The sequence below is a fragment of the Streptomyces sp. NPDC006208 genome (genome assembly GCF_040613775.1).
Taxonomy (GTDB): Bacteria; Actinomycetota; Actinomycetes; order Streptomycetales; family Streptomycetaceae; genus Streptomyces.
Window position 1 is genome coordinate 74,331 of sequence record NZ_JBEXSW010000027.1, and the last position, 14,587, is coordinate 88,917.

Annotated in this window: 12 protein-coding genes and 2 pseudogenes; 3 read left to right on the forward strand and 11 right to left on the reverse strand. The window is 71.9% G+C overall.

What is annotated here, in order from left to right:
* Positions 1 to 33: 33 nt before the first annotated feature.
* Genes ABZ208_RS22645 through ABZ208_RS22675 form a run of 7 tightly spaced genes read right to left on the reverse strand, consistent with a single transcriptional unit; the run spans position 34 to position 7,676 of the window.
* Positions 34 to 693: an SRPBCC family protein gene (locus tag ABZ208_RS22645; RefSeq protein WP_356911263.1), complete on the reverse strand. Its 660-nt coding sequence runs from the start codon at positions 691 to 693 to the stop codon at positions 34 to 36.
* Positions 694 to 709: 16 nt separating this feature from the next.
* Positions 710 to 1,822: an XdhC/CoxI family protein gene (locus ABZ208_RS22650; protein WP_356911264.1), complete on the reverse strand. Its 1,113-nt coding sequence runs from the start codon at positions 1,820 to 1,822 to the stop codon at positions 710 to 712.
* Complete coding sequence (locus ABZ208_RS22655; RefSeq protein ID WP_356911265.1) at positions 1,815 to 2,948, reverse strand: VWA domain-containing protein; 1,134 nt, start codon at positions 2,946 to 2,948, stop codon at positions 1,815 to 1,817. The genes ABZ208_RS22650 and ABZ208_RS22655 overlap by 8 nt, the downstream gene beginning before the upstream one ends.
* 5 nt (positions 2,949 to 2,953) lie before the next feature.
* The gene (locus tag ABZ208_RS22660; RefSeq protein ID WP_356911266.1) at positions 2,954 to 3,832 is read right to left on the reverse strand and encodes a MoxR family ATPase; all 879 of its coding nucleotides are present in this window, start codon (positions 3,830 to 3,832) and stop codon (positions 2,954 to 2,956) included.
* Between the two features lie 30 nt (positions 3,833 to 3,862).
* Positions 3,863 to 4,726, reverse strand: coding sequence for a xanthine dehydrogenase family protein subunit M (locus ABZ208_RS22665; RefSeq protein WP_356911267.1), 864 nt, complete (start codon positions 4,724 to 4,726; stop codon positions 3,863 to 3,865).
* A complete protein-coding gene (locus tag ABZ208_RS22670) occupies positions 4,723 to 7,101 on the reverse strand; it encodes a xanthine dehydrogenase family protein molybdopterin-binding subunit (protein WP_356911268.1) in 2,379 nt (792 codons plus the stop codon). The genes ABZ208_RS22665 and ABZ208_RS22670 overlap by 4 nt, the downstream gene beginning before the upstream one ends.
* Entirely contained in the window at positions 7,098 to 7,676 is a 579-nt protein-coding gene (locus tag ABZ208_RS22675; protein WP_356911269.1) for a (2Fe-2S)-binding protein, read from the reverse strand. The genes ABZ208_RS22670 and ABZ208_RS22675 overlap by 4 nt, the downstream gene beginning before the upstream one ends.
* 199 nt (positions 7,677 to 7,875) lie before the next feature.
* Here ABZ208_RS22675 and ABZ208_RS22680 point away from each other — a divergent pair, with 199 nt between their 5' ends.
* The 3 genes and pseudogenes from ABZ208_RS22680 to ABZ208_RS22690 all read left to right on the forward strand — a co-directional run bounded on the left by ABZ208_RS22680 (position 7,876) and on the right by ABZ208_RS22690 (position 10,581).
* Positions 7,876 to 8,400 carry a hypothetical protein gene (locus tag ABZ208_RS22680; protein ID WP_356911270.1) on the forward strand — a complete coding sequence of 175 codons (525 nt, stop codon included), beginning with the start codon at positions 7,876 to 7,878 and terminating at the stop codon, positions 8,398 to 8,400.
* Positions 8,401 to 9,215: 815 nt separating this feature from the next.
* Positions 9,216 to 9,443, forward strand: a pseudogene (locus ABZ208_RS22685) (DUF6519 domain-containing protein); the annotation flags it as partial.
* Between the two features lie 268 nt (positions 9,444 to 9,711).
* A complete protein-coding gene (locus ABZ208_RS22690) occupies positions 9,712 to 10,581 on the forward strand; it encodes a peptidoglycan-binding protein (RefSeq protein ID WP_356911271.1) in 870 nt (289 codons plus the stop codon).
* 126 nt (positions 10,582 to 10,707) lie between these two features.
* On the opposite strand, the gene ABZ208_RS22695 is transcribed toward ABZ208_RS22690, so the two are convergent.
* The 4 genes and pseudogenes from ABZ208_RS22695 to ABZ208_RS22710 all read right to left on the reverse strand — a co-directional run bounded on the left by ABZ208_RS22695 (position 10,708) and on the right by ABZ208_RS22710 (position 14,411).
* A complete protein-coding gene (locus tag ABZ208_RS22695) occupies positions 10,708 to 11,673 on the reverse strand; it encodes an LLM class F420-dependent oxidoreductase (protein WP_356911272.1) in 966 nt (321 codons plus the stop codon).
* Between the two features lie 3 nt (positions 11,674 to 11,676).
* Positions 11,677 to 13,083 (reverse strand): NADP-dependent succinic semialdehyde dehydrogenase, encoded by a 1,407-nt coding sequence (locus ABZ208_RS22700; protein WP_356911273.1) that lies wholly within the window; start codon positions 13,081 to 13,083, stop codon positions 11,677 to 11,679.
* A gap of 55 nt (positions 13,084 to 13,138) precedes the next feature.
* Positions 13,139 to 13,516, reverse strand: a complete 378-nt coding sequence (locus ABZ208_RS22705) for a hypothetical protein (protein ID WP_328403785.1) — start codon at positions 13,514 to 13,516, stop codon at positions 13,139 to 13,141.
* 156 nt (positions 13,517 to 13,672) lie between these two features.
* Positions 13,673 to 14,411, reverse strand: a pseudogene (locus ABZ208_RS22710) (DUF6629 family protein).
* Positions 14,412 to 14,587: the final 176 nt, after the last annotated feature.

Below are 14,587 nucleotides of genomic sequence, written 5' to 3' on the forward strand. Positions count from 1 at the left end.
CGTCCCGACGGTGCCGTGGTGCTCAGGCGGCCCTCACCGCCTGCGGCGGCAGCGGAAGAGAACGGCCACCAGTGCGGCAAGGGCGGCCACGATCAGCCCGGGGGCGGCACGCTTGACCGCCGGCAGGCCGGCCGTACGCAGCAGATCGATGGCTTCCGGCTCCTCCGTGCCCGTGTCGACGTCGGCACCGACCTTGTGGGCCGGGCCCGGGCGGGCAGCGGCGTGCCCGGAGTCCTCGACCACTTCCCCGCCGCCCGCGAGCCGCTGGGCCAGGCAGTCGGCGAACTGGCCGATCAGCTTGTCGCCGACCTCGGCCATGACACCCCGGCCGAACTGAGCCGGCCGTCCCGTGACCGTCAGATCGGTGACGACCGCGACGGCCGTGGCGCCGTCCTCAGCGGTCAGTGTGCCGGTCACGGCCGCACTCGCCGTGCCCTGGCCGCGTACTTCCTTGCCGCGGGCGGCCAGCACGAAGCGGTGCGCACTCTCGTCCTTCTCCTCGAAGGTCGCCGTGCCCCGGTACGTCACCGCGATGGGCCCCAGCTTCACCTTCACCGCACCGTCGATGGTCTCGCCGTCGTAACTCTCCACAGTGGCGCCCGGCATGCACGGCGCGACCCGCTCGATGTCGAGCAGTGCCTTCCACGCCTCGTCGACCGGGACAGGAACAGTGAACGAGTGTTGCAGCTCCATGCCTCCTCCTCACGTCTCATACCGACTTCAGCCGTGACCGGTGGATCGCGCCGTCCGTGTCCGCCAGCGGTGCGCCGCTGCCGCCCCAGCGCAGTGCGACAATCTCCGCCGCGATCGAGACGGCGACCTCCTGGGGCGTACGGGCACCGATGTCGAGACCGATCGGCGAGCGCAGCCGCGCCAGTTGCGTCTCGTCCAGCCCCTTCTCCCGCAGCCGGGCCAGCCGGTCCTCGTGCGTACGGCGGCTGCCCATCGCCCCGATGTAGGCGGCCGGCATGCGCAGGGCCAGGTCCAGCAGCGGAACGTCGAACTTCGGATCGTGGGTCAGCACGCACATCACCGTCCGGTCGTCGACCTCGGTGGCGCGCAGATACCGGTGCGGCCACTCGACGATCACCTCCACACCGTCGGGGAAGCGCCGGGGGTCGGCGAAGACCGGGCGCGCGTCGCACACGGTCACCCGGTAACCGAGGAACGCGCCGATCCCGGCCGCCGCGGCCGCGAAGTCGATCGCGCCGAACACCAGCATCCGCGGCGGTGGTGTGAACGACTGCAGAAACACCGTCACATCGTCCTCGCGCCGCTCGCCCTCCGGGCCGTAGTGCCGCCGGCCGGTGGCGCCCTGTGCCAGTTCCCCGCGTGAGTCGGCGGTGACGGCGGCGTCGAGCCCCTCGGCTCCGAGGGTGCCGGACACGGCGTCCGGCCATACGGCGAGGGTCGCGCCCTGCCTCGCGGGGCCGTCGATCACGGTGGCCACCACGACCGGGCGGTGCTCGGCGACCGATGCGGCGACCTGTCCGAACGTCGTGTCCGTCTCGGCCGACACGGGGCGTACGAGGAGCGTGATCTCCCCACCGCAGGTGAGGCCGACGGCGAACGCGTCCTCGTCGGTGTAGCCGAAGGTCTGCAGCTGCGGGCTGCCACTGGCCACGACCTCCTTGGCCAGCTCGAACACCTCGCCTTCGACGCAGCCGCCCGAGACGCTGCCGACGACCTCGTCCCCCGGGCCCACCGCCATCGCGGCTCCGGGACCCAGGGGAGCGCTGCGGCTGACCCCGACGACCGTGGCGAGTCCGAACGGGCTGCCCGACGCGTACCAGTGACCGAGCGCAGGAAGAATGTCACGCATGGGCCGCACCTCTCACCACTGACGCCAGGCGTTCCAGTGCCGCCAGGCTGTGTCCCTCGACGAACGCGTCCACGCTGGGCAGCGCCGCCGCCATGCCGGCCGCGAGCGGCTCGTAACCGGGGCGGGCCTTGCGCGGGTTGGCCCACACGACACGGTGCGCCAGCCTCTGCAACCGCCGCATCTGGGCCGCGAGCAGCGCCGGGTCCGCCCGCTCCCAGCCGTCGGAGAGCACGACCACCACCGCTCCGCGGACGACTCCCGGCCGGCCCCAGCAGTCCAGGAAGCCGCGCAGTGTCTCACCCAGCCGGGTGCCTCCGCCAAGGTCCGGCACGGCGGACGCGACGGCGGCCAGCGCCTCGTCCGGATCGCGGTGCGCCATCTGGCGGGTCACGCGGGTGAGCCGGGTGCCGAGGGTGAAGACCTCGGTGGGGCTACGGGCTCGGGCGCCGTGGGCTGCGGCGTGGGCGAAGCGCAGCAGGGCACCGGCGTACGGGTCCATCGAGCCGCTGACGTCCAGCAGCAGCACCACCCGGCGGGGTTTCGTGGCACGGGCCCGACGGCGCAGCCGGGCCGGTTCCCCGCCGTGGCGCAGCAGTTCGCGTACGGTGCGCCGCGGATCGACGCCGCCGCGCCGGGCCGGGCGCAGCCGCGCGGTGCGCCGCGGCTCCCCGCTGAGCGCGAACGCGGCCAGCAGGCGGCGCAGTTGGTCCCGCTCCGACGCGGTCAGTTCCGCCATGTCACGGTGGCGCAGGACCTCCGTGGAGCCGGCCGCGGCGGGAGACGCGCGCGGTGCGCCGTGCGGACGCTCCGCGTCCGGCGCGGGCGTACCGCTCCTGGCCGACACCGGCCGCAGTACCGGCCGAGGAGGGGTACGCACCCGATCGCGGCGCTGTTGCGGCGGTGCGAAGTAGGCGGCGAACACACGGTCGTAGCGTTCGAGGTCGTCCCGGCTGCCGCACAGTGTGAGCCGGCCCGCCCAGTAGACGTCGGATCGCCGGCCCGGGCCGAGCGCGTCGAGCGCGCACACGAAGGCCTGTACGCGTTCCGGGCCGGCGGCGACCCCGGCCGCGCGCAGCGCCCGGGCGAAGCCGACGGCGACGGCCGTCGGGCCGTTCACGTGGGACATGGCGGTCACGCTCCCCTCACCGCGAGGACCGCGGACAGGTCGAGCGAGCGGGCCCGCTGCGCGTCCTCGTGGTACTTCAGCACCGAGCCCAGCGTGTCGAGGGCCAGTTCGACGTCGAGTTCGGTGGCACCGAGTGCGTCGAGGGCCTCGGCCCAGTCGATGGTCTCGGCCACGCCCGGCGGCTTGAGCAGGTCCTGGGTACGCAGCATCTGCACGACGGCGGTGACCTGGGCGGCGAGCCGCTCGGTCACCTGGGGCTGCCGCTTGCGGACGATGGCCAGTTCGCGGGTGAAGTCGGGGTGGTCGAACCAGTGGTACAGGCAGCGCCGTTTGAGTGCGTCGTGCACCTCACGGGTGCGGTTGGAGGTGAGGACGACGACGGGCGGCCGGGATGCCCGAAGGGTGCCGAGCTCGGGGACGGTCACGGTGTAGTCGGAGAGCAGCTCGAGCAGAAAGGCCTCGAACTCGTCGTCGGCCCGGTCGATCTCGTCGATGAGCAGGACCGAGGGGTGGGTCTCCAGGGCCCGCAGCAGGGGACGGGCGATGAGGAAGCGTCTGCTGTACAGCTCGCCCTGGAGCCGGTCGGCGTCCGTGGTCCCGGCGGCCTCGGCGGTCTTGAGGTGCAGCAGCTGGCGGGGGAAGTCCCAGTCGTACAGGGCTTGGGAGGCGTCGATGCCCTCGTAGCACTGCAGCCGGATCAGGGGCGCGTCCATGACCTGGGCGAGGGCTGCGGCGAGCGCCGTCTTGCCGACGCCGGCGTCGCCCTCGCAGAAGAGCGGCCGGTGCAGCTTCAGGGCCAGGTAGCACGCGGTGGCGAGACCGTCGTCGACGAGATAGCCCGTCTTCTCCAGTCCCGCGCGAAGCTCACCGGGCCCTTCCCTCACACCCTCACCCCGTCTCCGCGGTCCTGGCCGTCAGTCCATTCCGGCGGCGGCTGTCACGGCCCGTCGGGTGAGCACCCGCGCGAGGTGTTCGCGGTACGCGCGCGAGGCCGAGAGATCGGATGTCGCACGTGTGCCCTCCGCCGCGGCATCGGCGGCGCGTGCCACCGCCTCCGGTGTCGCCGCCGAACCGGCGAGCGCCTCTTCGGCGGCGGCCGCCCGTAGCGGGGTCGGGCCCATGTTGGTGAGCGCGACACGCGATTCGGTGAGGTGGCCGTCGCCGCGCCGTACCATCGCGGCCACGCCGACGATGGCCCAGTCCTGCGCGGCGCGGCTGAACTTCTCGTAGTGGAAGCCCCAGTTGTCGGCCTTCGGTACCCGGACCTCCACGAGCAGTTCGTCGGGCCGCAGCACGGTCTCGAGATAGTCGGTGAAGAATTCGCGGGCGGGGATGGTGCGCCTGCCCTGTGGCCCCGCCGCGACCATCCCGCCGTCGAGGGCGAGCAGCACCGATGGCAGGTCACCGGCCGGGGCGGCGTGGGAGAGGGAACCGCCGATCGTGCCCCGGTGCCGTACGGCCGGATCGGCGACGGTCTCCGTTGCGGCGGCGAGCAGTCCTGCGTGACGGCGCACCAGCGGGTCGTGGATGACGTCATGGTGCGTCGTCATGGCTCCGATGACGAGCGCGCCCGTGTCGAAGTCCTCGCGGACGCCGCGCAGTTCGGGGATCCTGCCGACGTCGACGAGGATCTCCGGGAACGCGAGCCGCAGCCGCAGGATGGGGATCAGGCTCTGGCCGCCGGCCAGCACCTTCGCCTCGTCGCCGCCGTCCGCCAGCGCGCGCACCGCCTCCTCGACCGACTGCGGCCGTGCGTAGTCGAATGCCGCGGGGATCATGCGGGCACCTCCTCGGCCCTGGCCGCCTGCCGGACGGCCTCCCAGATGCGGTGGGGTGTGCACGGCATCTGCACGTCCGTGACGCCCAGCGGGCGCAGCGCGTCGACGACCGCGTTGACGACGGCCGGGGTGGACGCGATGGTTCCCGCCTCGCCGACACCCTTGACGCCGAGCGCGTTGGAGGTCGCCGGGGTCTCGGTGCGGTCGGTGACGAAGTCGGGCAGGTCCACGGCGGAGGGCACGAGGTAGTCGGCCATGGTGCCGGTGAGGAGGTTGCCCTCGGTGTCGTACACCGCCTCCTCGTAGAGCGCCTGGGCGATGCCCTGGGCGAGGCCGCCGTGGATCTGGCCCTGGACGATCATCGGGTTGATCGCCTTGCCGACGTCGTCGACGCAGACGTAGCTGCGGATCCGGGCCCGGCCGGTCTCGGTGTCGACCTCGATGGCGCACAGGTGGGTGCCGTGCGGGAAGGAGAAGTTGTCGGGGTCGACGACGTGTTCGGCGTTGATGGTGGGTTCCATTCCCTCGGGCAGGTCGTGGGAATGGAAGGTCTCGAACGCCACTTCCTGGATGGACTTCGCCGCCTCGGGCGACCCCCTGACCGTGAACTTCCCGGCGGAGAAGTCGAGGTCGGACTCACTGGCCTCGAGCAGGTGCGCTGCGACCTTGCGGGCCTTCTCCACCACCTTCTTCGCGGCGTGGTGTACGGCGAGCCCGCCGATCACGAGCGAGCGGGAGCCGTAGGTGTCCATGCCCTGCGGCACGGCCCTGGTGTCGCCGTGCACGACCTCGATGTCCTCGAACGGCACCCCGAGCACATCGGCCGCGATCTGACTCCAGCAGGTGGCGTGGCCCTGGCCGTGCGGGGTGGTGCCGGTGGTCACCTCGACCGTGCCGGTGGGCAGCATCCGGATGCTCGCACTCTCCCAGCCGCCGGCCACATAGCGCAGGTCGCCCAGAATCCGGCTGGGTGCGAGGCCGCACATCTCGGTGTAGGTGGAGATACCGATGCCGAGCCGTACGGTGTCGCCCCGTTCGCTCCGCTCGCGCTGTTCGGCACGCAGGTCGTCATAGCCGAAGAGGGCGAGCGCCCGGTCGGTGGCCGCTTCGTAGTTGCCGCTGTCGTAGGTGAGCCCGGAGACGGTGGTGTACGGGAATTCCTCGTGTCCGATCCAGTTGCGGCGCCGCAGCTCCATCGGGTCGAGGCCGAGTTCCGCAGCCAGTTCGTCCATGGTGCGCTCGATGGCGAACGTGGCCTCGGGGCGGCCCGCGCCGCGGTAGGCGTCGGTGGGCGTCCTGGTGGTGAAGACTCCGGTGCAGTTGAACGTGTACGCGTTCATTTTGTAGATGCCGGGGTACATGAACGCGCCCAGCAGAGGGGTGGCCGGTGAGATGAGCATCAGGTAGGCGCCCATGTCGGCGAGCAGATCCACACGCAGGCCGAGCAGTTTGCCGTCCTTGGTGGCGGCGATCTCCACGTCCTGGAGCTGGCCGCGGCCGTGATGGGTGGCCTGGTACCCCTCGGAGCGGGACTCGGTCCATTTGACCGGCCGGCCGAGCCGCCGGGCCACGGCGAGGGCGAGCGCCTCCTCGCCGTACACCTGGAGCTTGGAGCCGAAGCCGCCGCCGACGTCGGGGGCGACCACACGCAACTGGTTCTCGGGGATGCCTGTGGCGATGGAGAGTGTCACGCGGACGATGTGGGGGATCTGGGTCGAGGAGTACAGCGTGTACTCGTTCGAGGCCGTGGGCGGGGTGGCGACCACGGCCCGTGGTTCCATGGCGTTCGGGATGAGGCGCTGCTGGGTGTAGCGGCGGCGCAGTACGACGTCGGCCCGGGCCTTCTCGGCGTCGTAGTCGCCGGTCGCCAGTGGCCAGGTGTAGCAGCGGTTGGTGCCCTTGTCGGAGTGCACCAGCGGCGCGCCGTCGGCGAGCGCTGCCTCCAGGTCGAGCACGGGCGGCAGTGGTGTGTAGTCGACGTCCACGGCCTCGAGGGCGTCGGCCGCCGTGTAGCGGTCTCGGGCGATGACGACGGCGACGGGGTCTCCCACGTAGCGGACCTCGTCGACGGCCACCGCCGGGTGGTGGGGCATGACGATGTCCTCGGTCACCGGCCATACGCAGGGCATGGAGCCGAGCTCGTCGGCGAGGTCGCGGCCGCTGAACGCGGCGGTCACGCCGGGCTGCCGGAGCGCGCGGGAGACGTCGACCCGGTCGACGGTGGCGTGTGCCATGGGGCTGCGCAGGATCGCCATGTGGAGCAGACCCGTGACGGTGATGTTGTCGGTCCAGGTGGTGCGGCCGGTGACGAGCCGGGCGTCCTCCTTGCGGACCCGTGAGCGGCCGATCTCCCGCTCGGTCCGTTGCTGTGTCATACCGGCGCCTCCCGCCCGGCCCTGGCCGGGGTCGTGGGTGCGGCGGGAGCGCGCTCGGCGGGTGCGGCCCCGGTGGTTTCCGCCTCCGCGCCGGGCGTGGGAGCGGCGCGGCGGCGCTGCTCGGCAGCCGCCGCGAGGACGGCCCGCACGATGTTCTGGTAGCCGGTGCACCGGCAGAGGTTGCCCTCGAGGCCGATGCGGATCTCCTCCGGCGAGGGGTCGGGGTTCTCCTTCAGCAGATCCCGCGCGGCCATGATCATGCCAGGCGTGCAGTAGCCGCACTGCAGGGCGTGCTGCTGGTGGAACGCGGTCTGGAGCGGATGCCATTCGGCGTCCGAGGCGAGCCCCTGGATGGTGGTCACCTCGCTGCCGTCGGCCTGGACCGCGAGGACCGTGCAGCTCTTGACGCTGTCACCGTCCAGGTCGACGGTGCAGGCCCCGCAGTTGGTGGTGTCGCACCCGATGGGTGTGCCGGTGAGACCGAGATGGTCGCGCAGGTAGTGGACGAGGAGCAGGCGGGGTTCCACATCGTCCTCGTAGAGCGTGCCGTCGACCGTCAGCGAGATGCGCGTCATCTGACCTCCCAGGGCACGGGCAGTGGGAAATCTGCCTTTCTGCACCGATATACGCAACTTTAGGCGGCGGCCATGACCCGCGCGAGCCTTGGGGCGCAAGGGCCCCGACACGGATGGCCGAGTGGTGTCCGCTGTGGGCTGAGAGGTCCCTCGGCCGCGCCCCTTCCGACTGGTTCGAGGGAGGCGTAATTTTGATTACATGACTGGCAGCGAGCAGGAACAGGTGCTGCGGGGCTGGTTCGCCGGACGTCTGCCGGACGGACTCTTCGCCGAGCTCCTGGATGTGACGGTGGACCGTGAGGAGATCACGGTCGTGGGGCGGATCCCGGAGCCGGAGCTCGGCGAGGACGCGTCCCAGGCGGAACGGGAAGCGGCGGTGGAGGGCCGTGTCGCAGAGTTCCGGGAACGCACCCGGGACGAGCGCATCGGGGTGGCACGGGAGGCCGAGCGGCGGTTCGGGCGCAAGGTCTCATGGGGCGTGGAGTGCGGCGGCCGAAGAGCCATGTACACCACGCTGGCCGCACCGGCCATGACGCGGCTTCGCCAGCCGGAACGTCAGGTGCTGGACACCCTGATCGCCGGAGGCGTGGCGCGCAGCCGCAGTGACGCACTGGCGTGGTGTGTCCGGCTGGTCGGGCGGAATGCGGACGACTGGCTGAGCGACCTGCGCGACTCCCTGAGACATGTCGACGAGGTGCGCGCCCAGGGGCCGGACAAAGCGTAGGCAGGGCCCGTCTTCCGGATCGGGCAGGATCCGCGAGCAAAACGCTCGGCCACCACGGCCGAGGACCGCTGTTGCGCGAGGTCGCGACGGGCTCCGCGATGCCGGACACCGCAGCCCGGCCGAACGTGATGCGGCAGGCGCTTCCCGTGTTCGCCTCGCAGCTGGACCCTGGGGGACGAGGCGACCCCGCAGCCGGACCTGCCGGGCGGGGCGACCGAGGACCAGGTACGGACGGCGTTCGCCGCATGTGCGGCGGCACAGGCCCGGACGGCGTGCAGCGAACGGCCCGAGCGCGCGGACGAGGACCGGTGCCCGGGGAAACCGGGACGCCCGCGACGGGGGCCGGCCGGAGATCCATCCGTGCCGGGTCGAGATCCATGACGGAGGTGCGGCGAAGGACGCGACGGTCACACGGTCGCGCGAGAACGGCTCGGTGGCTTTCGCCATCGACGGACTCGACGGCGCCCGGGTGGAGTCGGTCCCGCTCGGCAGTGACGACACGTCCGGTCTGCAGGGCCGGCGACCGGGTGGAGGCGGTGGAGTCCGCGGACACCGCCCCGCAGCAGCGTCGTCGGAGTGCTGTCACTGCTGCGGGCGGAGCTGGATCTGCCGAGGCAGCGGGTGCCGCTGCCGGACGAGCGGGGTCCGTCGGTGAACCGCCGTCCCGGGCTGCACCCTTCACTGCCTGCCGGGACCATCGCACCGGCCGCCCGCGGGCGCGGCCGCCCGCGCCCGCGGGTCGACACGTTACGAGGCGGTGCACCGCGGCCCGCGGCCCGAAACGGGTGTCCCCGATGTCGTTGCTGCACTGGGGCATGGGCCTGAAGCTCGCGTGCGCCGCCGGGGCCGTCGCGCTTCCCGGGCCTGGTCGCAGGCGGATCAAGAAGGGCGGCCGACTACCGCTGGAGGAAGGCGTCTTCGTCTGTTTCCAGCCGAATCGGCCTTACCACTCAGGTGACTTCCACCTGATACCCGCGCGAAAGGCCACGGACCACGTCGAGTGGCCGACGGACGCGGCACGCCGTCCGCTGACGCGGTCCACGCACGGCGTCCACTGCCACCATGCCCCGCTGGCCTGGGAGTTGGGCGAGGCCGGTGGCCGGTCCACGCCTGGCGTGCTGCCCGTCGGCGGTCAGCGTTCCACAGGCGCACGCCCGGGCGCCGGCAGTGGAACAGCAGGCGAAACAGCAGGCGGAGCGCAGGCGATTGCGGCCGAGCGCGCCACGGTGGACGGTTCGGCTCCGGTCACGACCGGGCAGGAAGACGACATACACCCCGGAACTGACGAACCCCCCGGGAAGGAACACCGCGATGGCAACACCTCTGTCCGCCGACAGATTACTCAAAGCCCTCCGCGACGAAGGTCTGCATGTCGTCGAGCACCGGAGCTGGCGTACCCACAACCGCAACCACATGGGTCCTTGGGGCCCCATGCACGGCGTGATGATCCATCACACAGTGACCTCGGGCACCCAGAACTCGGTGGACCTCTGCTACGACGGCTATGCCTCTCTGCCCGGTCCGCTGTGCCACGGAGTGATCGCCAAGGACGGCACGGTCCATCTCGTCGGCAACGGCCGCGCCAACCATGCGGGCCTCGGCGACGACGACGTACTGCGCGCCGTGATCAACGAGTCGGCCCCGCTGCCCGCCGACAACGAGGCCAACACGGACGGCAACCGGCACTTCTACGGCTTCGAGTGCATCAACCTCGGGGACGGCGAAGACCCTTGGCCGGCTGCCCAGCTCGAGGCGATCGAGAAGGCGGCCGCCGCGATCTGCCGCGCGCACGGCTGGACGCAGCGTTCCGTGATCGGCCACAAGGAGTGGCAGCCGGGGAAGGTGGATCCGCGCGGGTTCACGATGGACTCGATGCGGGGCCGGATCGCCGAGCGCCTGCGCGGCAGGCCACCCGGGCCGAAGCCGCCGGCGAGGTACGAGCCGTTCCCCGGCGCGGCGTTCTTCGCACGCGGGCGGCGCAGCCCGATCATCACCGCGATGGGCAAGCGGCTGGTGGCCGAGGGCTGCGGGCGCTACGAGGTGGGCCCTGGTCCGGAGTGGTCGGAGGCCGACCGCGCGTCGTACGCGGCCTGGCAGCGCAAGCTCGGCTACTCGGGCAGCGCGGCGGACGGTATTCCGGGCAGGACGAGCTGGGACAAGCTGAAGGTGCCCAACGTCTGAACGGACGCGGTGCGGTACGGCGCCCGGGCTGCCTCGCGGTGCGGTGCGCGCGGGGCAGCCCGGTCGCCGCGCACCGGTACCCGCCCGCGGCCTGCCGTCGGGCCCTGTCTGCCCGGTACTCCCGCCTCACAGCTCACGCAGAGCGGGCAGCAGGGTCTTCTCGGCCCAGTCGATGAACGGCTGCTGGTGCGCGCCGCCGATCTGGACGAGGGCGATCTCGGTGAACCCGGCCTCCGCGAAGGGGCGCACGGCTTCGACGAACGTGTCGAGGTCGTCGCCGCACGGGATCGCGTCCGCGACGTCCTGCGGTCGCACATGTTCGGTGGCCTGGGCGAACGAAGGCGGTCCGGGCAGCTCGGCGTTGACCCGCCAGCCACCGAGTGACCAGCGGAACTGGTCGTGGGCGCGGGCCACCGCGGCGTCGCGATCGGTGTCGTAGCACACGGGGAGCTGCCCGATCCGGGGCTTGCCCCCGCCGCCGTGCCGGTCGAACGCCTCCAGCAGCTCCTGCTTCGGTTCCGTCGCGATCACAAGGTCGGCGATCCGTCCGGCAAGTGCACAGGACTCCTCGCCGGAGACGGCGATGCCGAGGGGTACCGGCTGGGATGGCAGGTCCCACACCCTGGCGTCGACCACGTCGAAGTGGCTGCCGTGGTGGTTCACCTGACCTCCGGCGAGGAGATCGCGGATGATCCGGGCCGCCTCCTCGAGCATCTCCAGGCGCTCGTGGGCGCTGGGCCAGCCGCCGCCCACCACATGCTCGTTGAGCCTCTCACCGGAGCCCAGACCGAGCCGGAAGCGCCCCTGGGCGAGCAGTTGCACCGTCGCCGCCTTCTGCGCGACCACCGCGGGGTGGTACCGGGTCGTCGGGCAGGTCACGAACGTCATCAGCGGAATACGGGTGGTGGCCTGGGCGGCAGCACCGAGCACGCTCCAGGCGTACGGGGAATGACCCTGGGAGCCCAGCCAGGGGAAGTAGTGGTCGGAGATGACGGAGAAGTCGAAGCCGGCACGCTCGGCGCCGACGACATGGTCCACGAGGTCCCTCGGCCCGGCCTGCTCGGTCATCATCGTGTAGCCGATGTCCGCCATCGCTCAGGCGTCCTGGTGCTCGGGTCCGTGCCACAGGGTGGTGATGTTGCAGAACTCCCGCATGCCGTGGCCCGACAGCTCCCGTCCGTAACCGGACCGCTTGACGCCGCCGAAGGGCAGGGCGGGATGAGAGGCGGTCATGCCGTTGAAGAACACTCCGCCCGCCTCGAGGTCACGGGCGAACCGCTCCACCTCCGCCTCGTCGCGGGTCCACGCATTGGAACTGAGCCCGAAAGGTGTGTCGTTGGCCAGGCCCACGGCCTCGTCGATGCCATGGACGCGGTACACCGTGGCCACCGGACCGAAGGCCTCCTCGTGGTGGATGCGCATGCCGGCCGAGACATCGGTGAGCACCGTGGGCTCGTAGAACCAGCCGCGGGGCTGCTCCTCGGGCCGCCGGCCTCCGCACTGAGCGGTGGCACCGCGGGCGAGGGCGTCGTCGACGAGTTCCTCGAGGTCTGCTCGGCCCTGTTCGCTCGCGAGCGGGCCGATGTCGGTGGACTCCTCGATCGGGTCTCCGACGGTCAGTGCCTGCATGCCTGCCGTGAAACGGGCGCAGAAGTCGTCGTAGACGTCGTCGTGGACGATGAAGCGCTTGGCGGCGATGCAGGACTGCCCGTTGTTCTGCACGCGGGCCGTCACCGCGGTACGGGCGGCGCGCTCGACGTCCGCCGACGGCATGACGACGTAGGCGTCGCTGCCGCCGAGCTCCAGCACGGTCTTCTTGACCTCGTCGCCCGCTACTGAGGCGACCGAGCGGCCTGCGGGTTCACTGCCGGTCAGGGTCGCGGCCGCCACCCTGGGGTCGCGCAGAATGCCCTCGACCGCGCCCGAGCCGACGAGCAGCGTCTGGAAGCATCCCTCGGGGTAGCCGGCGCGGCGGAAGAGGTCCTCCAGGTACAGGGCGGTCTGCGGCACGTTGGAGGCGTGCTTGAGCAGGCAGACGTTGCCCGCCATCAGCGCGGGCGCGGCGAAGCGGACGACCTGCCAGAGCGGGAAGTTCCACGGCATCACGGCGAGGACGGCGCCGAGCGGGCGGTAACGGACGGTCACGCGCGTCGCGCCCGCGTCGTCGACGTCGGCGGGCGCCGGGTGCTCGTCGGCGAGCAGTTCCTCGGCGCGCGCGGCGTACCAGCGCATGGCCTTGGCGCATTTCGCGGCCTCGGCGCGGGCCGCCGCGATGGGCTTGCCCATCTCGGTGGTCATGGTGCGGGCGATCTCCTGCTGGTCCTGGTCCAGCAGGTCCGCGGCTCTGCCGAGCAGTTCGGCCCGGCGGTCGAACCCCGCGGTCCGGTGCTGCGCGAACGCGGCCATCGCCAGGGCGAGGCGCTGCTCGATCTCGTCAGGACCCAGCGCGTCGAACGTTCTGAGTGTTTCCCCGGTTGCGGGATTCACCGTGGCGATGGGCATGGAAAGGTCTCCTCGAGCTCGCTGCCGGACCCGGACGGCCCCCGGTCCGACGGATTCACTGGTGGACGCCGCTCTGCAGCCGAAGCTGGACGTCCTTTTCCTGGTCGCCTGCGGCCATGCCCTCCTCTTCGACATCGAACGCGGCGATCAGCGTCTCCTGCACGCGGTCCACGGCCCAGTAGCCGCCCTGGACACCGACCGTGACCGCCGACTCGAGCCGTACCGGCTGCGCCGGTTCCTGCGGGCGGGCCACGTCGAAGGTCGCGGTCCACACGGTCATGTGGTCCTCGGACACGTACTCGGGCGAGTCGTCGTCGGCGCGGTCCGAGGCGAAGGACCGGCCCAGGGCATGGAAGACCGTGTCGGCATCCTCCTTCGAGCAGCCGCTGATCGTCACCACGACCGGGTGTGTGACGTCCTGTGGAGTGTTCACGGTGATTCCTGCCTCTCGGAGAGGGACTGCGCGCCGGGCCGCCGGCCCGCCCGGGGCTCTGCCGCGAACCCCGTCGGCGTGTCCCTTCCAGCGTCGCTCCCTGGCGGGGCGGGTGCGAGCGGGCTGCGGCCGGACGGTGCCCGCCGCACGGCCGGCCTACCGGGCCGACGGGTACCCCGCCGTGCGCGGGCAATGCACCGGACGAGGATTCACAGAGCGGGCTGGGCAGGGACGGCTGCCGCGCTCACCGTGGCGTCCGGTCCGGCGGCAGCGGCGCCGGATCCCGCGCCGCCCGCCTCGCGGGACGGCGTACCCACGCGAGCAGCACGCCGAGCCCACCGCCGCCGCCGCCGGGGCACACCAGCTCGAGACGTACTGCGATCGCCACAGCAGCACACACACCGCGCGGGCCCCGACCAGGACACCGAGATGCCGCAGCAGCCGGTCCCCGCCGGCATCAGCGAGCCGACCGTCGCAAGGAGACAGCCCGCGAGGAGCAGCGGGATCTGCGGACAGTGGAGCGCGTAGCCGACGGTGTGGCCACGGATCTCGGCGGTCGCGGTGCGGGTGGCGAGGGTGTGGGCGAGGACGGCGGCGGTGACGGTCCCTGCGGCGGCCGGCAGGAGCAGTCGGCTCCTCGCGGCGGGGGCGCGGCGAGCAGTACCCCGTACGGCACCCACACCGCCGGCACCGGAAGGGCGATCACGGCCCATGTGGTGGCGGCAGTGCCCGGTCCGCCGCCGGAGTACCGGACGACGGCCTCGACGATCTGGTGGGCGCGCAGGAGCAGCGGCAGATCCCGCGTTCTGCGGAGTCGCAGGGTGCCCGCCACGCAGGCCGCTCCGATCGCTGTGATGCCCGGCCCGTCACCAGATCGGCCGTCACGCTCCTGCACATGACGTCACGTCACGGCTCATCCCGCCGCTTCCGCCCTCCGGTGCTGCCGCGCGGGCGAGCGCAAGAGGCGGGTTTCGGACAGGGGCTTCCGCTGGGCGAACAGGAGTGATTGAGGCATAAAGGAGTGCCGTACGGGCCTGTCGGGACAGCGCCCTCCGGCCGCCTGCCGGTCGT

What these genes read in the sequence shown, in the direction of transcription:
- ABZ208_RS22645 (WP_356911263.1), bottom strand. Translation starts at nt 693, where the DNA reads ATGGAGCTGCAACACTCGTTCACTGTTCCTGTCCCGGTCGACGAGGCG.
- ABZ208_RS22650 (WP_356911264.1), bottom strand. Translation starts at nt 1,822, where the DNA reads ATGCGTGACATTCTTCCTGCGCTCGGTCACTGGTACGCGTCGGGCAGC.
- ABZ208_RS22655 (WP_356911265.1), bottom strand. Translation starts at nt 2,948, where the DNA reads ATGTCCCACGTGAACGGCCCGACGGCCGTCGCCGTCGGCTTCGCCCGG.
- ABZ208_RS22665 (WP_356911267.1), bottom strand. Translation starts at nt 4,726, where the DNA reads ATGATCCCCGCGGCATTCGACTACGCACGGCCGCAGTCGGTCGAGGAG.
- ABZ208_RS22670 (WP_356911268.1), bottom strand. Translation starts at nt 7,101, where the DNA reads ATGACACAGCAACGGACCGAGCGGGAGATCGGCCGCTCACGGGTCCGC.
- ABZ208_RS22675 (WP_356911269.1), bottom strand. Translation starts at nt 7,676, where the DNA reads ATGACGCGCATCTCGCTGACGGTCGACGGCACGCTCTACGAGGACGAT.
- ABZ208_RS22680 (WP_356911270.1), top strand. Translation starts at nt 7,876, where the DNA reads ATGACTGGCAGCGAGCAGGAACAGGTGCTGCGGGGCTGGTTCGCCGGA.
- ABZ208_RS22690 (WP_356911271.1), top strand. Translation starts at nt 9,712, where the DNA reads ATGGCAACACCTCTGTCCGCCGACAGATTACTCAAAGCCCTCCGCGAC.
- ABZ208_RS22695 (WP_356911272.1), bottom strand. Translation starts at nt 11,673, where the DNA reads ATGGCGGACATCGGCTACACGATGATGACCGAGCAGGCCGGGCCGAGG.
- ABZ208_RS22700 (WP_356911273.1), bottom strand. Translation starts at nt 13,083, where the DNA reads ATGCCCATCGCCACGGTGAATCCCGCAACCGGGGAAACACTCAGAACG.